The organism is Sinomonas humi, from assembly GCF_000802235.1.
GTDB classification, from domain to species: domain Bacteria; phylum Actinomycetota; class Actinomycetes; order Actinomycetales; family Micrococcaceae; genus Sinomonas; species Sinomonas humi.
Genome location: NZ_JTDL01000152.1, coordinates 66,413 through 88,987 on the forward strand (window position 1 = coordinate 66,413; position 22,575 = coordinate 88,987).

Consider the following 22,575-nt stretch of genomic DNA (forward strand, 5'->3'; position numbering starts at 1 on the left):
GCCCGAAAGCGCCCTCACAGGGTGGGTCCTACCGGGATCGAACCGATGACATCCACGGTGTAAGCGTGGCGCTCTACCAGCTGAGCTAAAGACCCTTGGCCGGCATTGCCGGCGCTCGACCACTCTATCCGATCTCTGCCAAGGCCGACGAATACAGACCGAGATCGCGCGCCTCCCCCGCGGGATTGATGACGCGGAACCTCACGATCCCTTCCCGGTCAAGGATGAAAGTGCCCCTGCGGGCCATTCCGCTCGACTCGTCGAAGATTCCGTATCGCTTCGCGACTTCGCCATGCGGCCAGAAGTCAGCAAGCAGCGGAAAATCGTAGCGCTCGGCCTCAGCGAAAGCCCTGAGGGCGAACTTGCTGTCGACCGAAACGGCCAGAACGCGAGCCCCAGAAGCCGCAAAGACATCCCAGCGGTCACGGATCTCTGCTAGTTCACCCGTGCAGATCCTCGAGAACGCAAACGGGTAGAAGACGATCACAACGGGCGAGCCTTGCAGGGACGACAGCCGCACCGGCTCACCGAACTGATTCGGGAGTTCGAAGTCAGGTGCGGCGCTCCCGATTTCCAGGCCAGCTGCCTCGCCCTGCGGCGACGTCACTTCTTCCGGGCGAGCCGAGTGGCGTGCCAATCCTTGGAGACTCCAGCCGTCGAGGTCGAATGGAGCCCTGCTGTCGGAGCCGCTTCCTGTACCTCTACCGGCGGAACATAGCCCTCACGCCCCTGCTTGGGAGTCAGGAGCCAAATGACGCCATGATCTTCGAGCGTCGTCTGGGCGTCGACGAGCATGTCCACGAGGTCCCCGTCGCCATCGCGCCACCAGACGACAACTGCATCCACCACATCGTGTTCATCTTCGTCGAGGAGTTCGGATCCCACCGTGTCCTCGATGGCAGCCCTGAGGTCGAAGTCGACGTCCTCGTCGTAGCCGAACTCCTGGATCAGGTCTCCGTCCTTGAAACCCAATCGCCCCGCCACGTTGCTTCCCGCGGCGGTGTCGGTCTCGCCCACGTTCTTCCTCCTTGCACTGTCCATGTCCATCCGCGCCAGCACGCGGAATGTATCTATAAGCCAACACCGTTTGGCGCGTAGCATCAAGCGCACGCGCTGCGCGTGCCCAGCGGACGCGACTAGAGTGGCAGGGAGCGCGCCGCTGCTCCAGCCGGGGAACCCGGCTGCCTAGAGGGGCGCCCACACGAAAACGGGGGCCTGCACGTAGGGCCCAGCGACGATATCGCCCGACGTCCGGCAGCAACCAGCTCCGGGCCTCCGGGCTCGAAGAGAGGTTTGGACGTGTCTGTAGGAGAGGAAACCTCGCACATCCTCAGCGGCCTGACGAATCAGCTGCCGGACCGCGACCCCGAAGAGACCGCCGAATGGATCGAGTCTCTCGACGCCCTGATCGATGAACAGGGCACCGAGCGCGCGCAGTACATCATGCGTAGCCTTCTTCAGCGGGCCGGGGCCCAGAGTGTCGGCGTCCCGATGGTGACCACGACGGACTTCGTCAACACCATCCCTGCGGATCAGGAGCCCGAGTTCCCCGGAAACGAGGAGTTCGAGCGACGCTACCGGGCGTGGATGCGCTGGAACGCCGCGATCATGGTGCACCGCGCCCAGCGGCCGGGCATCGGCGTCGGCGGCCACATTTCGACGTACGCGGGCGCAGCCACGCTCTACGAAGTCGGCTTCAACCACTTCTTCCGGGGCAAGGACCACCCCGGCGGCGGGGACCAGGTCTTCTTCCAGGGCCACGCCTCGCCCGGCATGTACGCCCGCGCGTTTATGGAAGGCCGCCTGAGCGAGGAAGACCTCGACGGGTTCCGCCAGGAGAAGTCCCACAAGGGGCATGCCCTTTCTTCCTACCCCCATCCGCGCATGATGCCGGAGTTCTGGGAGTTCCCCACCGTGTCGATGGGCATCGGTCCCATGAACGCGATCTACCAGGCACAGACCAACCGCTACCTGCACAACCGGGGCATCAAGGACACCTCGGACCAGCACGTGTGGGCGTTCCTCGGCGACGGCGAAATGGACGAGCCCGAGAGCCGCGGTCTTCTTCAGCTGGCTGCCAATGACAACCTCGACAACCTCACGTTTGTCATCAACTGCAACCTCCAGCGCCTCGACGGTCCGGTGCGTGGCAACGGCAAGATCATCCAGGAGCTTGAGGCGTTCTTCCGGGGCGCGGGCTGGAATGTCATCAAGGTCATCTGGGGCCGCGAGTGGGATGGGCTCCTGAAGAAGGACTCCAACGGCCAGCTCGTCAAGATCATGAACGAGACCTTGGACGGCGACTACCAGACGTACAAGGCCGAGTCGGGCGGATTCGTGCGCGATCACTTCTTCGGCAAGACTCCCGAGACGAAGGAACTCGTCGCCGACCTGACGGACGAGCAGATCTGGAACCTCAAGCGCGGCGGACACGACTACTGGAAGGTCTACGCCGCCTACAAGGCCGCGACGGAATTCAAGGGCAAGCCCACGGTCATCCTTGCGATGACGGTCAAGGGCTACGGTTTGGGTCCCCACTTCGAGGGCCGCAACGCGACCCACCAGATGAAGAAGATGACGCTGCAGGACCTCAAGGACTTCCGCGACCATCTCCGGATCCCGATCACGGACGAGCAGCTCGAAGCCGACCCGTACCGCCCGCCGTACTACCACCCAGGCATGGACTCTCCCGAGATCCAGTACCTCATGGAACGGCGCAAGCTTCTCGGCGGCTTCCTGCCCGAGCGGCGGGATCCCCACCAGGGGATCGCCCTCCCGGACGAGAAGTCCTACGAGGTTGCCAAGCGCGGCTCGGGCAAGCAGCAGGCAGCCACGACTATGGCTTTCGTGCGTTTGCTCAAGGACCTCATGCGGGACAAGGAATTCGGCAAGCGCATTGTGCCGATCGTTCCTGACGAGGCCCGCACGTTCGGCATGGACGCGTTCTTCCCGACGGCGAAGATCTACAACCCGAAGGGTCAGAACTACCTCTCGGTGGACCGCGACCTCGTCCTCGCGTACAAGGAGTCGCCCGCCGGCCAGATCCTCCACGCGGGCATCAACGAGGCCGGCTCGGTCGCGGCTTTCACCGGCGCCGGCACGTCCTACGCGACGCATGGCGAGACCCTCGTGCCGGTCTACGTCTTCTACTCGATGTTCGGCTTCCAGCGCACCGGGGACGGGATTTGGGCCGCCGCCGACCAGATGGCACGTGGCTTCATCATCGGTGCGACGGCTGGCCGCACGACCCTGACGGGTGAGGGAACCCAGCACGCCGACGGCCACTCACCGCTCCTGGCTTCGACGAACCCTGCGGTCGTCACCTACGACCCGGCCTACGGCTACGAGATCGGCCACATCGTGAAGTCCGGCATCGAGCGGATGTACGGCGGGAACCACGCGGACCCGAACGTCATGTACTACCTGACCGTGTACAACGAGCCGATCGTCCAGCCCGCGGAGCCGGAGGAGCTCGACGTCGAGGGCGTTGTGAAGGGCATCTACCTGCTCGCACCCGCCAAGATCGACGGCCCGCGCACGCAGCTGCTCGCCTCGGGCGTCGCTGTTCCCTGGGCCCTTGAGGCGCAGCAGATCCTTGCCGAGGAATGGGGCGTCTCCGCCGATGTCTGGAGCGTCACCTCGTGGAACGAACTCCGCCGCGACGGCCTCGCCGCCGAGCAGGAGGCCTTCCTCAATCCAGGTCAGGAGCCCCGCGTTCCGTTTGTGACGCAGCAGCTCTCAGGCGCGACCGGCCCGATCGTTGCCGTGACGGACTACATGAAGGCCGTGCCGGACCAGATCCGGCAGTTCCTCCCGAACGAGTTCGCCACGCTCGGGGCGGACGACTTCGGCTTCGCTGATACACGGGCAGCGGCACGGCGGTACTTCCACATCGACAGCCACTCAGTCGTGGTGCGGGCCCTGCAGATGCTCGCCCGCCGCGGCGAGGTCGACGCCGATGCGCCACGTCAGGCGTTCGAGCGGTACCGGCTCCTCGACGTCAACGCCGGGACGACCGGCAACGCGGGCGGAGAGAGCTAACCCGTTCTCGTGCCCCGATGACGTCCCTTAGGGGACACAGACGACGGCGGCGCTCCCTGCAGTGGGAGCGTCGCCGTCGTCGTCCTTGCCGAAGGCAGTCGGGAAGGTACCTGCACGCCCTCGAGTCGATCCGCGGGGTTGTAGCCTTCTTACAAATTCAGGCGACGGCGAAGCGGAGCCTATGCTCTTCACATGCCGACTCAGACGCATGCAGCAGGAGGCGCCCGGCGAGGGCGCCTGAAGGCCTCCCCTGCGAAGGCCGAAACGCTCAAGAAGCTGCGCAACAGCGTCGGCCAGCTCTCGACGACTACGACCCGGGAGCTTGAGCGCGCGCTCCCGTGGTACGGGCGGCTCAGCGCGGACGAGCGCTCGGCCCTCGGCCTGGTCGCCCAGAACGGTATCGCGGCGTTCGTCACGTGGTACGAGCGGCCGTCCCTTCCCTCGTGGGTCCTTTCCGATGTCTTCGGCAACGCGCCCACCGAGCTCACACGTTCGATCAGCCTCCAGAAGGCGCTCCAGCTCATCCGGATCGTCGTCGAAGTGGTCGAGGATCAAGTACCGAACCTCGCTTCGGAGGACGACCAGCCGGCCCTCCGAGAGGCCGTTCTCCGCTACTCGCGCGAGGTCGCCTTCGCCGCTGCGGACGTCTATGCGCGGGCAGCCGAAACACGTGGCTCGTGGGACACGCGGCTCGAGGCGCTGATCGTGGACGCGATCCTTCGCGGTGAGAACACTGACGCCCTTCGGTCCAGGATCGCGGCCTTGGGGTGGAAGGCCCAGGACAACTTCGCCGTCATGGTGGGCAGCTCCCCGCTCGAGCCCAGCCCGAGCTATGTCGGGGACATGCGTCGCACCGCCATCCGCTATGCCAAGGACGCCCTCGTGGGGATTCAGGGAGATCGGCTCATCCTCATTCTCGGTGGCGTAGAAGAGGACGAGACGGCGTACACCCGCTTGAGCGAGCTGTTCGCGCCCGGACCGGTCGTGTTCGGGCCGCGCGCAGAGAGCCTCCCAGAAGTGAGTTCCTCGGCTCAAGCCGCGTTCGCGGGGCTCTCCGCCGCACGAGCCTGGCCCAATGCGCCACGGCCGGTTGCGGCAGATGACCTCCTACCCGAGCGCGTTGCTGCCGGGGACGATGCTGCCCGCCGCGCCCTCGTCCAAAAGATCTACCGGCCCCTCCTCGCCGCGTCGAACGGACTCGTCGAAACCCTCAGCGCATACCTCGAACTCGGGCACTCGCTCGAGGCCACCGCTCGAGAGCTCTTCGTGCACGCAAACACGGTGCGGTACCGGCTCCGTCGAGTCTGCGACGTCACGGGTTGGGATCCCCTCCTTCCTCGGGAGGCGTTCGTCCTGCAGACCGCGCTCGTCGTCGGCAGGCTCGCGGCGCAGCCCTCGACTCGCGATCGGACGGTGCGCCAAGGCACTTGAAATCTCCCTCGAAGAGCGAGACAGCGTTGTAGACTTCCTACAATCTGTGTTCTGGAGCTTGGTGCGTGGGGGCACCGCTGGAACCAACCGCACTTTGGAAAGCTGGAAACGTGCTAGCAATTGTCTGCCCTGGACAGGGTTCCCAGACGCCGGGCTTCCTGGCCCCGTGGCTCGAGCTGCCGTCCGTCGCCGAGCAGCTTGGGGCGCTCGGCGAGGTCGTCGGCCTCGATCTCATCGCCCACGGTACGACGTCTGACGAAGAGACCATCAAGGACACGGCTGTCGCCCAGCCTCTCATCGTTGCGGCCGGGCTCGTGACAGCCCGCGCACTCTTCGACGTCGAGCTGTCGACACTGCCCGTCGTCCTCGCGGGGCATTCGGTCGGCGAGATCACCGCGTCGGCCCTCGCCGGCGTCCTCAGCGAAACGGACGCCATGAGGTTCGTCGGCCTGCGGGCCAGGGAGATGGCCAAGGCAGCAGCAGTTACTCCGACCGGGATGAGCGCCGTCCTCGGTGGCGACGCCGACGAGGTCCGACGTGCGATCGAAGCGGTCGGTGCGACGGCCGCAAACGTCAACGGCGGCGGCCAGATCGTGGCTGCGGGCACCCTCGAGCAGCTGTCCTCCCTCGCCGCGAATCCTCCCGCCAAGGCACGCGTGATCCCGCTCAAGGTTGCGGGGGCCTTCCACACCCAGCACATGGCCCCGGCTGTCGCCGCGCTGGAAGAGCTGCGCCCCAACCTGAACGTCGTCGACCCTGCGGTTCCGCTGCTTTCCAACTACGACGGACGCGAGGTCGTCTCGGGCACCGCCGCGGTCGAGAGCCTCGTAGCCCAGGTGTCGCGTCCGGTGCGCTGGGACCTCTGCATGGAGACTTTCAAGGCACTCGGCATCACGGGCCTCATCGAACTCGCCCCGGCAGGCACACTGACCGGTCTTGCGAAGCGCGGTTTGCCGGGCGTCAAGACCGTAGCCGTCAAAGCCCCCGGCGACCTCACGGCAGCCCTCGAGCTGTTCGCAGCGGACGCAGAGCAGAACCCTTCGACCGAAGAAGAACTCGCATGAGCACCCCCACGCTCCGCCAGACGCCCGTCCAGGAGCACTCGCGGATCCTCAGCTTCGGGGCCTTCCGCCCCTCGGTCTACGTCACCAACGAGGAGATCTGCCAATGGATTGACTCGTCGGATGAGTGGATCCGCCAGCGGACGGGGATCGTCACGCGCCATCGGGCACCTGCCGAGGTCGACCTCATCGACATGGCAGAAGGCGCCGCACGCGAGGCAATTCAGAAGGCGGGCATCGAGGCAGCACAGCTCGGCGCCGTCATCGTCTCGACCGTGTCCCATCCCTACGCCACGCCATCGGCTGCTGCTCTCCTGTGCGACCGTCTCGGTGCGACCCCCGCTCCGGCCTACGACATCTCCGCCGCCTGCGCCGGCTACTGCTACGGCGTCGCTCAAGCCGACGCCCTCGTCCGCTCGGGTGCCGCCGAGTATGTCCTCGTCGTCGGTGCGGAAAAGCTGAGCGACTACATCGACAACTCCGAGCGGAGCATTTCATTCCTCCTCGGCGACGGGGCGGGGGCGGTAGTTGTCGGCCCCTCCGAGGCCCCCGGCATCGGGCCCTCCGTTTGGGGGTCCGATGGCAGCAAGTGGAGCACGATCGGCATGACCCACTCGCTCCTGGACGTACGCGATCTCTCCGACGAGGCCGAGCGCGAGGGTGCAGACGAGGCAGCTGCCGTCCTCGGCACCGAAGCAAAGATCTGGCCGACCCTGCGCCAAGATGGCCAGTCCGTCTTCCGCTGGGCGGTCTGGGAGATGGCGAAGGTCGCCAAGCGCGCACTCGACGCAGCGGGCGTACAACCCGAGGACCTCGCCGCATTCGTGCCGCATCAGGCGAACATGCGTATCATCGACGAGATGGTCAAGCAGCTCAAGCTGCCCGAGAGCGTCGTCGTCGCCCGTGACATCGCGGACGCCGGCAACACCTCGGCGGCGTCGATCCCGCTTGCCGCGCACCGGCTGCTGAAGGAGAATCCCGAACTGAGCGGCAAGCTCGCACTCCAGATCGGGTTCGGTGCCGGCCTGGTGTTCGGTGCACAGGTCATCAGCCTCCCCTAGTTCCCCAGTGCGCCGGGCCGGTGCCCGGGGTGCGTGAAGCCAAGCCGCACAAGCGGCTTGCCCAGCTAGTCGGCGCCAGCCGGCGATCAAAGAGAAGGAGCCGAAATGGCTAGCAACGAAGAGATCCTCGCCGGCCTCGCCGAGATCATCAACGAAGAGACGGGTCTGGCGCCCGACGCGGTCCAGCTGGACAAGTCCTTCACGGACGACCTCGACATCGACTCGATCTCGATGATGACCATCGTCGTGAACGCCGAGGAGAAGTTCGGCGTCCGCATCCCGGACGAAGAGGTCAAGAACCTCTCGACCGTCGGCGACGCCGTCGACTTCATCTCGAAGGCTCAGGCCTGACCTCTCTTCGCTGACGGCCGGCACCTTCTCGGTGCCGGCCGTCAGTTCCACCCTGCCAGACTTCGCAGCTTCCGCAGTAGCGGCTAACCGACCCGAAAGAGTGCAGCATGGCCCGCAAAGTTGTCGTCACCGGCCTCGGAGCCACCACCCCCATCGGCGGGGACGTTCCCACCCTCTGGCAGAACGCCGTGAAGGGCGTCTCGGGCGTCGGTCAGCTGACGGACGACTGGGTGGAGAAGTACGACCTCCCTGTGAAGATCGCGGCCAAGCTCTCCGTGCCAGCGGAGGACGTGCTTGGACGTGTCGAGATGAAGCGGATGGATCCTTCGACCCAGTACGGCGTCATCGCTGCACGTGAGGCATGGAAGGACTCCGGGATCGAGGAGATCGACCACGATCGCCTCGCTGTAGCTTTCGCAACTGGCATTGGCGGCGTCTGGACGCTGCTCAACGGGTGGGACACGCTCAGGGAGAAGGGCCCGCGTCGGGTCCTTCCGATGACCGTTCCGATGCTCATGCCGAACGGTGTCGCAGCTGCCGTGAGCCTCGACCTCGGAGCGAGGGCGGGAGCCCACACGCCCGTTTCCGCCTGCGCTTCCGGGACCGAGGCGATGGCCGTGGGCCAAGAGCTGATTCGCGCAGGCAAGGCGGACGTCGTCATGGTCGGCGGCGCCGAGGCTGCGATCCACCCCATGCCGCTCGCGGCGTTCGCATCGATGCAGGCTCTGTCGAAGCGGAACGACGATCCCGAGCACGCATCGCGCCCCTACGACATCGACCGGGACGGCTTCGTGATGGGCGAGGGCGCGGGAGCCCTTGTCCTCGAGGCCGAGGAGCACGCCCTTGCGCGTGGAGCACGGATCTACGCGGAGCTGGCCGGGACTTCCGTGACGGCGGACGCCTATCACATCACCGCGCCCGATCCCGAAGGCCTCGGGGCAACCCGCGCGCTCAAGGCAGCGATGTACGACGCCCGCGTCCAGCCTGAGGACATCGTGCACGTCAACGCCCACGCGACTTCGACGCCTGTCGGCGACAAGCCGGAGTACACCGCTCTCAAAGCGGCTCTGGGCCAGCACGTGGACAATGTAGCTGTCTCGGCGACGAAGTCTCAGATGGGACACCTGCTTGGCGCGTCCGGCGCAGTCGAGGCCGTGCTGACGGTCCTTGCCGTGCACGAGCGGAAAGCCCCCGCGACCATCAACCTCGACCACCAGGATCCCGAGATTCCGCTCGACGTCGTTACAACGGCGCGTGATCTGCCCCAAGGCGACATCGTCGCGCTGAGCAATTCGTTCGGGTTCGGTGGACACAATGCCGTCCTCGTGGTCCGTAACCACTGACCCAGGCGCAAGCACCCCCCGAGACTAAGCAGAGGGCCCGCAGTATGCGGGCCCTCTGCTTTTTGCGATGGAGTGGGGTGGCGGGCTGACTCAGCCCACCTGGTGGAGCCAGCGCACGGGCGCACCTTCTGCGGCGTGCCGGAACGGCTCGAGTTCCTCGTCCCAGGCTTCGCCCAAGGCGAGGGAGAGTTCTTGGAAGACTAGAGCGGGGTCCCCCGCGCCGGACTCGTATGCGTAGCGGATGCGGTCCTCGGTCACCATGATGTTGCCGTGGACGTCCGTCGTCGCGTGGAAGATCCCTAGCTCGGGAGTATGGGACCAGCGTGCTCCGTCCACACCCGGACTGGGCTCCTCTGTGACTTCATACCGAAGGTGTGCCCAGCCACGGAGGGACGACGCCAACTGGGCACCCGTGCCCGGTGCGCCTACCCATGAAAGCTCGGCCCGGAACATCCCGGGCGCGGCTGGCTGAGGGGTCCACTCAAGATCCGTGCGCTTTTCAACGACGGAGCCAATCGCCCACTCCACGTGCGGGCATAGCGCACTCGGTGCCGAGTGCACGAACAGCAGACCACGGGTCATCACTGCAGACATTCCATCCTCCATCGCTGTCGGTACGTCTTCCCCTACGACCGTCAGCACGGAGTGCGTGAACCAGTGGTTGTTTCAGTTGTCAGTGGCTCTCTCGTCCGAAGGACGCACTTTCGGTGCACCTTGGACGCACAAAGCCATCACGGGCCATTCTGCACGAGAGCTGGAGGAACCGCCAGCACCACCGGGGAGGTTGCGGCGTGTTGCGGCGTGTTGGGGTTCGAATGTGGGCACGGGCTTGCCGTCGGCGGCGACTTGCTTGTCACGCTCTGGGGTGGGCCTGAAGATAGCTCGAACGGAGCCGCTCCACAGAGACATGGGTGTAGAGCTGGGTTGTGGCGAGGCTCGAGTGCCCGAGCAGCTCCTGAACTGATCGAAGGTCGGCGCCCCCATCGAGGAGATGGGTGGCGGCGGTGTGCCGCAGCGCGTGAGGACCGCTGGCAGCGGTATCGCCGAGGGACTTGAGTGCAGCGTCAACGGTCTCTCTCGCCTGCCGCTGGCCCAGACGGCCGCCCCGACGACCAAGGAAGAGAGCGGAGCCACTGTCTTGGGTCACCAAGGCGGAGCGCGCACCGAGCCAACGCACGACGGCGTTGGCCGCCGGCGCGCCGAACGGCACCGTCCGCTGCTTGTTGCCCTTACCGAGCACGCGCACAGTTCGTGCATGGAGGTCCGCATCGTCGATGTCGAGGCCGACGAGTTCGGAAACGCGGATGCCGGTGGCGTAAAGGAGCTCAGCAAGGGCCCAGTCCCGAACGGCTACAGGGTCTCCGTGACCCGCGGCCTGAGCGAGACCGTCAAGCAGGCGCCTCGTCTGCTCTTGATGGAGGACGTCCGGAAGAGCCGATTGCCGCTTGGGCGAGGCAAGCCTCAGCGAGGGATCCACCTCGATCATGCCCTCGCGGACTGCCCACGCCATGAACGACCTCACTGCCGCAGTTCGACGAGCGAGCGTCGCCCTCGCGAGTTTGGCCTCGCTCTGGCGCCCAAGCCACCGTCGGAGCGTGGCAAGGTCGATGTCGACGAGCTCAAGCGCTCCATCCCGTTGCGCGGACTGGAGCATCGAGGCAAGGTCGCCTTCGTAAGCTCTGACGGTGTGCTCCGAGCGACCTCGGCCGAGAGCGAGATGGCGCAGAAAGCCCTCAAGGGGCTCACGCAGGCCCAGGGGAAGCGGCGTCACGTCGGTCACGAGCCCACTCTGGCCGCTGGCAGTACGAAGAACAAGCCGACACTCGTGGACCCGGGATCACGATCCTTCATCGGTTTTTGCTCCGCCCGCGATCCCCTCAACCAAGCTGCCTGCTTCTCTCCTCCAGCCCTGCCTGCTTCTCTACCCCAGCCCTGCTTGGGTCGCGTTCTGGGCTCACGTGTCTGTCCGCCGCCAACCGCCGGCTGTCTGCTGGCACAATCCCATGAGCTGGAGACGTCCGAGCCCCGCCCTGACTTGGGCCGAGCTGAGCCCAGCCACGGTGGTCAGGCTGTCGATGCCTGCGCCCCTCTGCACGGGCAGCGCATCAAGCAGGAGCAGGTCCTCGACGGCCAGGCCGTCGTGAACGGCAACGCGTCCCTCGCGCTCTCCCGCCAGCCCTTGCCCGACGGGAGCCAACAATTCATAGACCTCTTGAACGTCGGTGACGCACACGGCCGCGCCGTCCCGCAGCAGGCGATGACAGCCAGCCGAGCTCGCGCTGTACACGGAGCCCGGAACAGCAGCGACAACGCGCCCGATGTCGGCCGCGTGATGCGCCGTGCTGCGCGCCCCCGACCTCCACTGCGCCTCAACCACGACGGTCACGCCGGTCAACGCTGCGATGAGCCGGTTGCGCCGTAGGAACCGATGGCGTGTGGGAGCTCCTCCCGGTGGCAGTTCTGAGATGAGCAAACCCCGGCGCGCCACCTCCCGGAGAAGCTCCTCGTTGCCAGATGGGTAATAGCGGTCCAATCCCCCAGCCATGACGGCAACGGTGGGAAGGCCGCCCCCTTCGGTCGCGAGGGCGGCCCGGTGAGCCTGCGCGTCGATCCCGTAGGCGCCCCCGCTCACGACCGTGACTCCGCGGTCTACGAGGCCCTTTGAGATCTCCCCGGCCACGCTGAGACCGTAGTTCGTCGCGTTCCTTGAACCGACAATGGCGATCGCAGAGCGTTGAGACGGCAACTGCTCCTCTCCCCGCACCCACAGCCCATGTGGGGACTGCTCCCCGAGATCCTCGAATCCGTCGGGCCACTCAGGATCCTCAGGGATGACGAAACGGCCGCCAAACCTCGCAATCGTCTCGAGGTCACGCTCGGGCGCGAGATCGCGAACGCGACCTTTCCATCGTTCGACAGCAGCGGCAACACCCTCCCACGCCTTGGTGCCGCGGCCGATCAGAACGCTCCTGAGGCGCGCTTCGATGCCAGGTTCAATCGGACACCTCCCGGTCGCGACTCGGAGGCCCTCCACCGGACCCAACGCGGCCACGAGCATCGCACCTGTCGCATCGCCGGGCTCGATGAGCCGTGTGAGGGCCGCCCGCGCGATCCTTGTCTCGTCCAAAGCTTCTCCCCCAGCTGGAACCCCAAGTCCGGCGCCGCAGGCCCGCGGTTCCCCGCTCATCGTGCCTCCTCAGTGGTGCGCAGGAGCAATGCCGCGCCGACGTCATCGGGGCTCGGGCTCTCGCCCCCGGCCAAGTCAGCAATCGACCACGCCAGCCGGAGAACGCGGTCGTAGCCCCGTGCAGTGAGGGTGTGCATCTCGAGAGCCCGATCCAGAATGCGCGTCGAACTCGATGGGAGCCTGAGGGCACCCCGTAGCAGCCGGCCAGGAGCTTCCGCATTGGTCGAAAATCCAAAGGGACCCAGCCGCTCAGCCTGACGCGCCCTTGCCTGGAGGACGCGGGCAGCCACAGCCTTCGAGGACTCTCCCGAAGAGTTGCCCGCGAGGTCAACAGCAGATACCCGCCGGACCCCAAGCTGGATGTCCACGCGATCGAGAAGCGGACCGGACAGCCGTGCAAGGTACCGTCGCTTCGCTTGAGGGGGGCACGAGCAGAGAAGCCCCTTTCCAGATCCCTGCCCGCAGGGACAGGGATTGGCCGCGAGGACGAGCAGGAACCGAGCGGGGTACGCGGCCGTGCCAGCCGCCCGATCGATACTCACCACCCCGCTCTCGAGTGGCTGTCGCAGGGAATCGAGGACGTTTCGGTGAAATTCAGGGGCTTCGTCGAGGAACAGGACGCCACGGTGAGCGCGCGAAGCTGCACCGGGGCGAGCGATCCCGCTCCCGCCTCCGATGATCGCCGGCGGGCTCGCCGTATGGTGAGGACTCTCGAACGGCGGCCTGCGCACGAGTTCGCGCGTGGCGCTCGGATGACTCGAGAGCGAATGGATTGCTGTGACCTCCATAGCCGCCTCGTCGTCCAGGTCCGGCAGGATCCCCGGAAGCCGCTCGGCCAGCATTGTCTTGCCCGCCCCCGGAGGCCCGAGCATCAGGATGTGATGGCCTCCTGCCGCTGCCACTTCCAAGGCCGCCCGCGCCTCGTGCTGGCCCGCGACGTCCCTCAGGTCCGGCACCATCTGGGGAGGCGGAGACCCGCCGTCGCCCTCCCCCGCCTGCCCCGCCGAGGTACCCGAACCTCCCTCCTCGGGCAGGATCACGTTGAGCGGGTCCGCGCCGAGATCCAACGCGAGGCTGCCCAGACTCTCATAGCCGCGCACTCGAGCCCCTGGCACCAGGCGAGCCTCGGCTTCGTTCGCCCTCGCCACGACGACATCCGAATACCCGGCCCGCACCGCGGCCATTACGGCTGGCAGCACCCCCTGAACCGGCCTCAGCCGTCCGTCCAGGCCCAGCTCTGCCACGAAGACCGTGTCCGCGGGCGGACGAATGTCCCCCGCTGCAGCCAACGCCGCGACCGTGATCGCCAAATCGAACGCAGTCCCCCGCTTCGGCAGCGATGCCGGAATCAGGTTCACAGTGATCTTGCGCCGGCTCAGCGGCAGACCAGAGTTCTGTGCCGCGGACCGCACCCGCTCTTTGGCCTCGTTCAACGCCGAATCCGGTAGGCCCAGCAGCACAAACGCTGGCAGCGTCTGGCCGATGTCAGCCTCAACCTCGACGACGAACCCGTTCAGGCCCACAAGCCCGATTCCCAGTGCACGTCCCACACCGCTCACGCCACACCCCGCAGATGCTCCACGAGCGGAGAAGGCCCCTCCGGCCCCGTCACGGCGATCACGTCGACCCGTCGGCGAGCCGCCTGGAGCCGATGCTCCTTGGCCCACAAAGCGGCCAGCCGCGCCACTCTCGCGAGCTTCACTCCATCGACGGCCTCGAACGGATGACCGAAGTCCCACGACGAACGCGACTTCACCTCGACCGCAACCAGCACCGCGCCGTCAAGCGCCACAAGGTCCAGCTCCCCTTCCCGGCACCGCCAATTCCGGTCCAGGATCACCGCCCCGCTCGCCTTGAAGTAGTCCTCGGCTAGCCGCTCACCGCGCTGCCCGACCCTATCCTTCGCCCTCATGCAGCAAGCCTGCCCGCCTAGCGCGACGCAGACGGCCTGCATAGGGACCTATGTGGGGAAAACGCCGTCGAAATCGCCGTGGAGGACCAATCGACCGGGCTGAATGTCTGGAAGCGATGGTGTTCAGCCTCTGGGTGACGCACCCGAGGAGCAGACGCCCGCATATTTGGCGGGAACAGAGATCACAAATGCGCTTGTGGTGTTACTGGCACCCGGAACGGTATAGAGATATGCGCTGCAACTCTCCCCCGCCGGCTTCTGGACCGCCGGGCCGTCCTGAATGTAGGTCACTTGGTAGACGATCTTCGCGGGTTGCGCCAGTCCCGCGACGAGCTGGCCAACCGAGGCCTGCGGAACCTTCGGGATGGTCCCCGGCGTGGACACTGGGCTGGGCGCAGCCACCAGCGGCTCGGTTTGCCCGGGCGCTAGAGGGGCCGGCGAGGCGCTGCTACTGGGGCCGGGCCCGAAGGACAGATCGTTAGTCAGCTGGAGGGCGCAATAAGCCGGTGCTCCACCGTCTGAGGTCGTCAGGCCCGGCAGCGCTGCTGATGCCTCGTTTGCCGACGAGGCGTTGTTGAGCAGGCCCTTGCCAAGAGTGCAGACCGCAGAATTGATGGGGTAGAGCGCCAGGGGCGACCAATCATACGGCTCAGGATTGGGCCGGCCCGAGGTTGTGTTGGTCACCGTCGCCTTCGCATCGACCTTGAAGGTGACGGTCGAGAAGCCCGAGGCATCCTTGGCAGGCGAGGCCGAGAAGCCCGATGCGCTCACGCTGTAGTTGATCGTCGCGGTATAGCCCCCGGTTGAGGTAAGCGCAATCGAACCAGACTCGGAGATCTGCGAGGTTGTCGACTGGGTTGGTGAGTCGGCAGCGCTCGCTGCGGACGTCGTTTGGCCCGCAGTGCCGGCCGAGGATGCGCCCCCGGAGGGGCCCGATGAAGTGCATCCTGAAGCGACGACGGCCAGGGCAGCGGCCAGAATCACGGCAGGTGTTCCTCGATGCATCTCCTACCCCCAACCACAGCCGATCCGGCCAGTCAGACGACGTTGGAGCGGAGCGTACACCACTATCTCGGCTTTTGCCCGGGAAGCGTTCGCCTGGTTTCCCTCTACGTCCCGAGCCCGTCCTTCGGAAGCGCCAGGTCTTCCACCTTCGGAAGCTCCTCGACGTTGACGTCCTTGAACGTGATGACGCGGACGCTCTTCACGAAGCGGGCGCTGCGGTATACGTCCCACACCCAGGCGTCTTGAAGGGTCAGATCGAAGTAGACCTCGCCGTCAGCAGAGCGCGCCTGAAGATCGACATGGTTGGCCAGATAGAACCGGCGCTCGGTCTCCACGACATAGCTGAACAGCGAGACGACATCGCGGTACTCGCGATAGAGCTGGAGCTCCATGTCGGTCTCGTAGTTCTCGAGGTCTTCAGCGCTCATAGTCCCATCTTCCCATCGTCATCGAGGAGCACGGCGCCGCCTTCGAGATTCCAGCTCCGCCGATGCCACGCCGTAGGCCCGAACTCGAGGAGTGCCGCGCGATGCTCGGGAGTCGCGTAGCCCTTGTTGACTGCCCAGCCATAACGCGGATCCTCGGCGCCCAGCTGCATCATGAGCGCGTCTCGCTCGACCTTCGCGAGAATGCTCGCAGCCGCCACGGCCTGGCATTTCAGATCCGCCTTGATCATCGTGCGCACGGGCGTACCCGGAACCGCGACGGCGTCGCCGAAGAGCGCGTTCTGGCCCCCACGGCCCAGCCAGTCGTAGTTGCCGTCCAGATGAACAACGTCCGGGACAACTCCGTCCAAGGCGATCTCCGCAAGAGCCCTGGTCCCCGCGAGTCGTAGGGCTTCCATTAGCCCGAAGGCGTCGATCTCATCAGCGCTCGCATGCCCCACCGCGCTCGCCACCCCCCACGACCGGACAAGAGGAACGAGTTCGACCCGCTTCTCCGGACTCAACAGCTTGCTGTCCCGCAGCACGGTGCGGGTGCGCACGCTGCGGACGTCGACAACCACCACGCCGACGCTCACGGGGCCCGCCAAGGCCCCTCGGCCCACTTCGTCACACCCAGCCACGAGCGGACCATGCTCAGCTGCGAGCTGACGAACATAGCGCAAAGTCGGCGCAGGAGCACTGGGCTTTCGCGACGAGGGGCGGACGCGGAGTGGCTCGATTGCTGTCATGTCAGTGCGGTGCGGGAATTGACGAAAAAGTACTGGAATAGTTGCTCAGGGTCCCCAGCCGATTGAGCGGCCAGGCAATAACGACAGCTTGGCCCTCAATGTCCTTCTCGTCAATGAAGCCGTTGCCCGGCTGGGCGGCGTTGTGGAACCGCGAGTCGGACGAGTGATTGCGGTTGTCGCCCATGACCCAGACGTCCCCGGCCGGAACGACGACGTCGAACGGCACGGGTCGCGGCACCTCGGCCGGGTTGACATAAGGTTCGACGAGCGCCACCCCGTTGACCGTGATCCGCTGCTGGGCATCACAGCACACGACGTGATCACCGGGGAGCCCGATGAGGCGCTTCACGAGGTACTGCTGCGATGTGTCCGGAAGCAGCCCGATGAACTCCAACGTCTTCTGGAACCAGTTCTGCGCGCCATCGTTCGAGGGCGGCAGCCACCCCTTCGTGTCCTTGAAGACGACGACGTCGCCCCGCTGAAGGGCGAAGTTGCGAGGCACCATGAGGTTCACGAAGATCCGGTCGTTCTCCTCAAGCGTCGGCACCATCGATTCCGATGGGATGTAGAACGCCTTGAAGAAGAACGTCTTGATGACGAACGAGAGGACGATCGAGATCACCAGGATGAGCGCAATCTCGCGGAGCCACGAAAGCAGCCCGCCTCGGCGCGAATTGCGCTCGCGTACGGGATCTACAGGATCCGGAGAATCTTCAGCGGGGCCTTGGTCGGCGTCATGCGGTCCTGTCTCGGCCCCGTGGGTCACCGGACCTCCTTCGGAGTGGTGGTCATCGGCCCCAATCTATCAAGGGGCCAGAGAATGGCGATCGGCTCGCCGATCACGCGATCCGTCCGCACCAGGCCGCCGCCGGGGGCACCCAGCAACGCGCGTGAGTCCATGGAATCCGATCGATGGTCCCCAAGCAGCCACAGACGGCCGGCGGGAACGATGACATCGAACTTCATCGTGCTAGGAGCATCACCGGGAAACAGATACGGCTCATCGATCGGCTTGCCGTTGACAGTGAGCCGTCCATCAGGGCTGCAGCACGCGACGTGGTCCCCCGCTACGCCGATGACGCGCTTCACGAATACCGTCTCGTTGGGAACCACGCCGAGCCACTCCCCGGCCCCCTGCAGGGCGTCTCCGATCCAGCCGCGCCCGCTGTCGAGCGGGGCGAAGGATCCGCGCCCGTCGAAGACCACGACGTCCCCGCGTTCTATCGGCCGGGACGCGAAGGCGGTGCGAGAGACGGCGATGCGGTCTCCCGGCTGCAGCAGCGGTTCCATAGACCCGGAGGGAATGTAGAAGACGTCGACCAGGAACGCTCGGACGAGGCTCCATACAACGAACGCGACAACGACGCCGAGAAGCGCCGAGCGCCAGCCCAGAAGTCTGGGCCGGCGCTCGGACCGGGTGCTGCGGTCGGCGTCTGTCTCAGCGGTCACGACGCGGCAGCGTTGGAGGCCGTAGGGCTCACCAAGGGGTTACTTGGAAGTGCTGTAGTCGCGCTTCTCCTTGATCTTCGCGGCCTTGCCGCGGAGTTCACGCATGTAGTAGAGCTTGGCGCGACGAACGTCGCCCTTCGTCACGACCTCGATCTTCTCGATGATCGGGGAGTGAACCGGGAACGTACGCTCGACACCCACGCCGAAGGAGACCTTGCGGACGGTGAACGTCTCACGGACGCCGTGGCCCTGGCGGCCGACGACGAAGCCCTGGAAGACCTGAACACGGGAGTTCTTGCCTTCGATGATGTTGACGTGCACCTTGATGGTGTCGCCGGGCGCGAAGGTCGGGATGTCGGAGCGCAGGGAGGCGGCGTCGACAGCGTCGAGATGATGCATGATGCTTCTCCTGGCGACTGCCACAGGTCAATCGCTTCAGTCGCGGACCCGAGGGCCCGTGCTCTCACCCGCCAGCCGGATGGCCCGGAGGCGGGACGCCCCAGCCGTTGGCCGGCTCCCCTGTGGCAGAGTCCGAACCCGGCGGGCGCAACGCTCCATTTTGCCATGGGCGGGCCCCGGCGCGCGAATCGCGACCAGTAGGGCCGCTTCCCTGCTCGTCAGACTCGGGCGAGGCGCCCGCCGTCGTCCACGCCATACCCGAGTTCCCGCAGGATCTCGCGTTCGCCCCCCGAAAATTGGGCCGCATCCGCGCCGTCAAGCAGCTCGGGGCGGCGAGCGGCCGTACGACGCAGCTGCTGCTCCCGGCGCCACTTCGCAATCCGCCCGTGGTTCCCGCTCAGGAGAACCTCCGGGACATCAAGTCCGCGCCAAGACGAGGGCTTCGTGTACACGGGGTACTCGAGGAGCCCGTCCGAGTGCGACTCCTCCACGAGCGACTCGGGATTCCCCACGACGCCAGGGATCAGTCGGCCGACGGCTTCGACCATGGCCATGACGGCCACCTCTCCTCCGTTGAGGACGTAGTCGCCGAGGCTGACCGGCCGTACTCGGAACCGCTCACTGGCCCAGTCGAGCACGCGCTCATCGATGCCCTCGTATCGCCCGCACGCGAAGGCCAGTGTCGGTTCGCCGGCGAGTTCGTGTGCGAGCGACTGGGTGAAGAGCTCGCCAGCCGGTGAGGGCACGATGAGGGTGGGCAGCTCCGCGTGGAGTTCGGGGTCGCGCTTCGCCGACTGGGCCGCGAGGACGGCGTCAAGGGCAAGCGACCACGGCTCGGGCTTCATGACCATGCCCGCTCCGCCACCGTAAGGCGTGTCGTCGACAGTGCGGTGCCGGTCGAAGGTGAAATCACGGAGATCGTGGACCTCGAGCTCGAGGATGCCGTCTTCCTGGGCCCGCCCTAGGAGGGACAGGCGCAGCGGCGAGAGATATTCCGGGAAGATGCTGACGACGTCGATGCGCATCTAGGCGCCTTTCCCGCCGTCGCCCTCGGCCCCGCCGTCGTCCTCCCTCGTCTGGCCGCCTTGGGGGGCGGCTGCCGGCTCGGCATTGAGCTCGAACAGGCCGGCGGGAGGGACGACGACGACGAAGCCCCCTTCCGGGTCGACTTCCGGCACGATCTCCTCGACGAACGGGACGAGTACCTCTCCCTGCGGAGTTTCGATCACGAGCAGGTCCTGGGCCGGCATCACCTGCAGCGCGGACACGGTTCCGACGCGCTCGCCCTCGACGCGCACCTCGAGCCCGACGAGCTCGTGCTCGTACCAGCCCTCATCGTCCTCGTCCTCGACCTCGTCGGTGTCGATGGAGAGGGTGGCCCCGCGCAGTTCTTCGGCGCGATTGCGATCTGGGACTTCCTCGAAGCCGAGCACGAGGATGTCCTTGTTCCAGCGTGCGGAACGCACAGTGAGTGAACGGACGGAGAGCGAAGATTGGGATGCGGGATCGACGTCGAACACCGCGCCCACTACGAACCGGTCCTCGGGCGAGTCTGTCAAGACCTGCGCCGTCACCTCACCGCGGATGCCGTGGGGCTTGCCGATGCGCGCGACCCGAACCTGCATGTCTTCCTCTCCTCATCCAGACGTTGATGCGCAACCCTTGCGCAAAAAGGCTCCGGCCCCTCAGCCGTCTCTTGCGGGCGGGGGGCCGGAGCCGTTCAGATATTGATGCCGGGGGCCAGGCCTAGCGGCGGCGGTCGGTGTCGACGACGTCGACCCGAACCGAATCGCCCTCGGCGAGGGCGCCGACCACCGTGCGCAGCGCACGGGCGGTCCGACCCTGTCGGCCGATCACCCGGCCCAAGTCATCCTGATGGACGCGGACCTCGAGGATGTCACCGCGGCGGCTGTTCTTCGCCTCCACAGTGACATCGTCGGGGTTGTCCACGATTCCACGGACGAGATGCTCGAGCGCGTCGGCCAGCAAGTTACTCAGCCTCGGTCGTCTCGGCTGGGGCCTCGTCGGCGGGCTTCGAAGCCTTGGGAGCCTCGGGGCGGATCACCGAGTCCTTCTCGGGAGCCACGAACGACTCCTTGGCCTTGGGCGCCTTGAGGGTGCCCTCCTGGCCAGGGAGGCCCTTGAACTTCTGCCAGTCGCCGGTCACCTTGAGGAGGGCGAGGACCTGCTCGGTCGGCTGGGCGCCGACAGAGAGCCAGTACTGCGCGCGCTCCGAGTTGACCTCGATGAACGAAGGCTCTTCGATCGGGTGGTACTTGCCGATCTCCTCGATAGCACGGCCATCACGCTTGGTGCGTGAGTCCGCGACGACGATGCGGTAGAACGGCTGGCGCATCTTGCCGAAGCGCTTGAGGCGAATCTTAACGGCCACGGTTGTGGTCACTCCTGTTTCTGGAAAAGGGCGAACTCGCGCTTTCTGCTCCCGTGGGGCGGGCCATACTCGGGCGCGTTCTGGTTGACACGACGCACGCGGAGAGAGGGGCCACGCCAGTCGGGTACCCCACTATTGTGCCAGACCTCCGGAGTGTTTTGCGATTCGCGTGGGGCCACCGGTGTCAGGAGCCGGCCCAGACGAAGAGCTCCTGCTGACCGGAGTCGTCAACGTCGGCTGCGAGCTTGGCAAGCTGCTCGACGTAGCCGTAGGCCTCCTGCGCGTCGAACGGCAGGTCCTCCTGGTCGACCCATGCGGCCGCGACGCGTTCGACGACGTTGTCCTCCCCCTCGTCCGATTCATAGGCGAGCAGCTCGGCGAGCGCGCGGACCATCGCGGCCGGGACAGCGAGCAGGGTGTCGCTTGCGACATCGACCATGGTGAGCTCGTAGTCGGCACCGGACGCATGCACGGCCGCCCCCACCAGCGTGCCGAGTTGTTCGATCTCGTAGTCGGAGACGCCGGGAATGCGGACGCCCTCGCCGTCGACATCGGCGGCCGAGCCGGAGTCGAGATCGGCGGCGCGGCGAACAGCGTCGGTGTGGGTCGATACGAAGACTTCGGCGAACGGGTTGGGAGCTGACACAGTATCCCCCTCGATCGGGCAGCCGCCGGGCCTGGCCGGCCCCGCGGAACGGGCTGTGGACGGGCAACGTGCCCGCGGAGACCGCGGACACGTTGAGCGTAACGCAGGAGGGGTCAGGCTGCCACGGACGCCATGCGGATGCGGTTGCGCCAGGGGTCTTCGAAGCGAAGCTCCAGGCCAGTGTGCTGCGTCGCCACTCCTGCCGCCTTGAGGCGATCCGCCGCGGCGAGGAGATCGTCGTCGCCGTGAACGTGGATGAGGACTTCCCCGAGCCCCAGCGTGTCTTTGCGCGGACCCGCGCCGCGGCTATTCCAGACGTTCATGGCCATGTGGTGGTGGTATTTGCCGGCCGAGACGAACAGCGCCTGGCCGTGCCACCCCGCCGTCTGCTCGAACCCGAGGGTCTGGACGTAGAACTCGTGGGCCGTCTTCACATCCCCGACTTGAAGATGGACGTGACCGACCCCGGCAGCAGCCTCGTTCTGCTCAGACACCGCCTGCTCCGTCAGATTCGCCTGGAGGAAGCCTTGAGGGGGAAGCGGGAGGCTGTCCATGACGACTTGGTCGCCGCGCCACTCCCACGTGCTGCGCGGCTTGTCGAAGTACAGCTCGACACCGTTGCCCTCGGGATCGGTGAAGTAGAACGCTTCGGAGACCAGATGATCCGCGCTCCCCGCGAAGAGATGCGGATCGTACTGGGCCGCGGTCGCAACGGTGGCGGCGAGATCGGAGCGGTTGTCGAAGAGGATCGCCGTGTGGAACAGGCCCGCTTCGCCCCTCGACGGGATCTGGAGCCCTGCCGCAGGGCTCAGGTGGATGATGGAAATCCCCTTGCGGCCCAAGTACACGCCCCCAAGGGACTCGGCGAGCGGGACGAGTCCGAGGGCCCGCTGGTAGTAGTCGAGCATGAGGCGCATGTCGCCAACCTTGAGCATGACCGTGCCCATGCTCAAATCGGCAGGCAGGAGGTCCTGGCTCGGGACGGAGAGGCTGGATGGCGTGCTCATGGTGGCTCCTCGGATGGACTGATCGATTCAAGAATACTTTTAGTTGAACCTTCAATCAAGGCCGAGTATTCCAGCCTGACCAATGAACCGAGATGACGTGCCTCTGTCCTCCCTAT

At 66.1% G+C, this 22,575-nt stretch carries 25 protein-coding genes and 1 tRNA gene; 6 read left to right on the forward strand and 20 right to left on the reverse strand.

Translation table 11 applies throughout. From position 1 onward, the window contains the following. Positions 1 to 22 precede the first annotated feature (22 nt). The 3 genes from LK10_RS19720 to LK10_RS19730 all read right to left on the reverse strand — a co-directional run bounded on the left by LK10_RS19720 (position 23) and on the right by LK10_RS19730 (position 1,017). Positions 23 to 95, reverse strand: a tRNA-Val gene (locus tag LK10_RS19720). Between the two features lie 29 nt (positions 96 to 124). After that, positions 125 to 607 carry a peroxiredoxin gene (locus tag LK10_RS19725; protein ID WP_043127771.1) on the reverse strand — a complete coding sequence of 161 codons (483 nt, stop codon included), beginning with the start codon at positions 605 to 607 and terminating at the stop codon, positions 125 to 127. After that, positions 604 to 1,017, reverse strand: a complete 414-nt coding sequence (locus tag LK10_RS19730) for a DUF3052 domain-containing protein (RefSeq protein ID WP_043127773.1) — start codon at positions 1,015 to 1,017, stop codon at positions 604 to 606. The genes LK10_RS19725 and LK10_RS19730 overlap by 4 nt, the downstream gene beginning before the upstream one ends. Positions 1,018 to 1,299: 282 nt before the next feature. Between LK10_RS19730 and aceE the strand changes: the two genes are divergently transcribed. The 6 genes from aceE to fabF all read left to right on the forward strand — a co-directional run bounded on the left by aceE (position 1,300) and on the right by fabF (position 9,288). Then, positions 1,300 to 4,041 (forward strand): pyruvate dehydrogenase (acetyl-transferring), homodimeric type, encoded by a 2,742-nt coding sequence (aceE, locus tag LK10_RS19735; RefSeq protein WP_043128026.1) that lies wholly within the window; start codon positions 1,300 to 1,302, stop codon positions 4,039 to 4,041. A gap of 192 nt (positions 4,042 to 4,233) precedes the next feature. Continuing rightward, positions 4,234 to 5,472, forward strand: a complete 1,239-nt coding sequence (locus tag LK10_RS19740) for a PucR family transcriptional regulator (protein WP_043127778.1) — start codon at positions 4,234 to 4,236, stop codon at positions 5,470 to 5,472. Between the two features lie 110 nt (positions 5,473 to 5,582). Next, entirely contained in the window at positions 5,583 to 6,536 is a 954-nt protein-coding gene (locus LK10_RS19745; RefSeq protein ID WP_043127780.1) for an ACP S-malonyltransferase, read from the forward strand. Then, entirely contained in the window at positions 6,533 to 7,594 is a 1,062-nt protein-coding gene (locus LK10_RS19750) for a beta-ketoacyl-ACP synthase III (protein WP_043127783.1), read from the forward strand. The genes LK10_RS19745 and LK10_RS19750 overlap by 4 nt, the downstream gene beginning before the upstream one ends. Positions 7,595 to 7,699: 105 nt before the next feature. Further along, entirely contained in the window at positions 7,700 to 7,945 is a 246-nt protein-coding gene (locus tag LK10_RS19755; RefSeq protein WP_043127785.1) for an acyl carrier protein, read from the forward strand. A gap of 107 nt (positions 7,946 to 8,052) precedes the next feature. Then, entirely contained in the window at positions 8,053 to 9,288 is a 1,236-nt protein-coding gene (fabF, locus tag LK10_RS19760; RefSeq protein WP_043127789.1) for a beta-ketoacyl-ACP synthase II, read from the forward strand. 90 nt (positions 9,289 to 9,378) lie between these two features. Here the strand turns inward: fabF and LK10_RS19765 are convergent, their stop codons facing one another. The 17 genes from LK10_RS19765 to LK10_RS19845 form a co-directional block, all read right to left on the reverse strand. After that, positions 9,379 to 9,882 (reverse strand): DUF3145 domain-containing protein, encoded by a 504-nt coding sequence (locus LK10_RS19765; protein ID WP_043127792.1) that lies wholly within the window; start codon positions 9,880 to 9,882, stop codon positions 9,379 to 9,381. Positions 9,883 to 10,141: 259 nt separating this feature from the next. Further along, a complete protein-coding gene (locus LK10_RS19770) occupies positions 10,142 to 11,068 on the reverse strand; it encodes a tyrosine recombinase XerC (RefSeq protein WP_052207614.1) in 927 nt (308 codons plus the stop codon). A gap of 174 nt (positions 11,069 to 11,242) precedes the next feature. Beyond that, on the reverse strand, positions 11,243 to 12,475 hold the full coding sequence (gene dprA / locus LK10_RS19775) for a DNA-processing protein DprA (RefSeq protein ID WP_081998713.1): 1,233 nt from the start codon (positions 12,473 to 12,475) through the stop codon (positions 11,243 to 11,245). Further along, positions 12,472 to 14,034 carry a YifB family Mg chelatase-like AAA ATPase gene (locus tag LK10_RS19780; protein WP_043127796.1) on the reverse strand — a complete coding sequence of 521 codons (1,563 nt, stop codon included), beginning with the start codon at positions 14,032 to 14,034 and terminating at the stop codon, positions 12,472 to 12,474. Before LK10_RS19780 ends, dprA begins: the two co-directional genes overlap by 4 nt. After that, positions 14,031 to 14,387 (reverse strand): YraN family protein, encoded by a 357-nt coding sequence (locus tag LK10_RS19785; RefSeq protein ID WP_043128032.1) that lies wholly within the window; start codon positions 14,385 to 14,387, stop codon positions 14,031 to 14,033. Before LK10_RS19785 ends, LK10_RS19780 begins: the two co-directional genes overlap by 4 nt. Before the next feature lie 123 nt (positions 14,388 to 14,510). Beyond that, on the reverse strand, positions 14,511 to 15,371 hold the full coding sequence (locus LK10_RS19790; RefSeq protein ID WP_043127799.1) for a hypothetical protein: 861 nt from the start codon (positions 15,369 to 15,371) through the stop codon (positions 14,511 to 14,513). Between the two features lie 125 nt (positions 15,372 to 15,496). After that, a complete protein-coding gene (locus tag LK10_RS19795; protein ID WP_043127802.1) occupies positions 15,497 to 15,820 on the reverse strand; it encodes a DUF2469 domain-containing protein in 324 nt (107 codons plus the stop codon). Then, positions 15,817 to 16,566, reverse strand: a complete 750-nt coding sequence (locus LK10_RS19800; RefSeq protein ID WP_052207615.1) for a ribonuclease HII — start codon at positions 16,564 to 16,566, stop codon at positions 15,817 to 15,819. The genes LK10_RS19795 and LK10_RS19800 overlap by 4 nt, the downstream gene beginning before the upstream one ends. Position 16,567: 1 nt before the next feature. After that, entirely contained in the window at positions 16,568 to 17,332 is a 765-nt protein-coding gene (gene lepB, locus LK10_RS19805) for a signal peptidase I (RefSeq protein ID WP_408021473.1), read from the reverse strand. Continuing rightward, complete coding sequence (gene lepB, locus LK10_RS19810; protein ID WP_052207616.1) at positions 17,329 to 18,015, reverse strand: signal peptidase I; 687 nt, start codon at positions 18,013 to 18,015, stop codon at positions 17,329 to 17,331. Before lepB (LK10_RS19810) ends, lepB (LK10_RS19805) begins: the two co-directional genes overlap by 4 nt. Before the next feature lie 39 nt (positions 18,016 to 18,054). Next, positions 18,055 to 18,414, reverse strand: coding sequence for a 50S ribosomal protein L19 (rplS, locus tag LK10_RS19815; protein WP_043127808.1), 360 nt, complete (start codon positions 18,412 to 18,414; stop codon positions 18,055 to 18,057). Positions 18,415 to 18,632: 218 nt separating this feature from the next. After that, positions 18,633 to 19,439, reverse strand: coding sequence for a tRNA (guanosine(37)-N1)-methyltransferase TrmD (gene trmD, locus LK10_RS19820; protein WP_043127813.1), 807 nt, complete (start codon positions 19,437 to 19,439; stop codon positions 18,633 to 18,635). Continuing rightward, positions 19,440 to 20,039: a ribosome maturation factor RimM gene (gene rimM / locus LK10_RS19825; protein ID WP_052207617.1), complete on the reverse strand. Its 600-nt coding sequence runs from the start codon at positions 20,037 to 20,039 to the stop codon at positions 19,440 to 19,442. A 121-nt stretch (positions 20,040 to 20,160) separates the two neighbouring features. After that, complete coding sequence (locus LK10_RS19830) at positions 20,161 to 20,403, reverse strand: RNA-binding protein (RefSeq protein WP_043127816.1); 243 nt, start codon at positions 20,401 to 20,403, stop codon at positions 20,161 to 20,163. A 1-nt stretch (position 20,404) separates the two neighbouring features. Then, complete coding sequence (rpsP, locus tag LK10_RS19835; protein ID WP_043128042.1) at positions 20,405 to 20,806, reverse strand: 30S ribosomal protein S16; 402 nt, start codon at positions 20,804 to 20,806, stop codon at positions 20,405 to 20,407. A 184-nt stretch (positions 20,807 to 20,990) separates the two neighbouring features. Then, entirely contained in the window at positions 20,991 to 21,452 is a 462-nt protein-coding gene (locus LK10_RS19840; protein WP_043127820.1) for a hypothetical protein, read from the reverse strand. A gap of 113 nt (positions 21,453 to 21,565) precedes the next feature. Then, on the reverse strand, positions 21,566 to 22,459 hold the full coding sequence (locus tag LK10_RS19845; protein WP_043127823.1) for a VOC family protein: 894 nt from the start codon (positions 22,457 to 22,459) through the stop codon (positions 21,566 to 21,568). Between the last annotated feature and the right edge of the window lie 116 nt (positions 22,460 to 22,575).

What these genes read in the sequence shown, in the direction of transcription:
- trmD (WP_043127813.1), bottom strand. Translation starts at nt 19,439, where the DNA reads ATGCGCATCGACGTCGTCAGCATCTTCCCGGAATATCTCTCGCCGCTG.
- rimM (WP_052207617.1), bottom strand. Translation starts at nt 20,039, where the DNA reads ATGCAGGTTCGGGTCGCGCGCATCGGCAAGCCCCACGGCATCCGCGGT.
- LK10_RS19785 (WP_043128032.1), bottom strand. Translation starts at nt 14,387, where the DNA reads ATGAGGGCGAAGGATAGGGTCGGGCAGCGCGGTGAGCGGCTAGCCGAG.
- dprA (WP_081998713.1), bottom strand. Translation starts at nt 12,475, where the DNA reads ATGAGCGGGGAACCGCGGGCCTGCGGCGCCGGACTTGGGGTTCCAGCT.
- LK10_RS19795 (WP_043127802.1), bottom strand. Translation starts at nt 15,820, where the DNA reads ATGAGCGCTGAAGACCTCGAGAACTACGAGACCGACATGGAGCTCCAG.
- LK10_RS19800 (WP_052207615.1), bottom strand. Translation starts at nt 16,566, where the DNA reads ATGACAGCAATCGAGCCACTCCGCGTCCGCCCCTCGTCGCGAAAGCCC.
- LK10_RS19755 (WP_043127785.1), top strand. Translation starts at nt 7,700, where the DNA reads ATGGCTAGCAACGAAGAGATCCTCGCCGGCCTCGCCGAGATCATCAAC.
- LK10_RS19845 (WP_043127823.1), bottom strand. Translation starts at nt 22,459, where the DNA reads ATGAGCACGCCATCCAGCCTCTCCGTCCCGAGCCAGGACCTCCTGCCT.
- LK10_RS19750 (WP_043127783.1), top strand. Translation starts at nt 6,533, where the DNA reads ATGAGCACCCCCACGCTCCGCCAGACGCCCGTCCAGGAGCACTCGCGG.
- fabF (WP_043127789.1), top strand. Translation starts at nt 8,053, where the DNA reads ATGGCCCGCAAAGTTGTCGTCACCGGCCTCGGAGCCACCACCCCCATC.
- LK10_RS19765 (WP_043127792.1), bottom strand. Translation starts at nt 9,882, where the DNA reads ATGTCTGCAGTGATGACCCGTGGTCTGCTGTTCGTGCACTCGGCACCG.
- rplS (WP_043127808.1), bottom strand. Translation starts at nt 18,414, where the DNA reads ATGCATCATCTCGACGCTGTCGACGCCGCCTCCCTGCGCTCCGACATC.
- LK10_RS19740 (WP_043127778.1), top strand. Translation starts at nt 4,234, where the DNA reads ATGCCGACTCAGACGCATGCAGCAGGAGGCGCCCGGCGAGGGCGCCTG.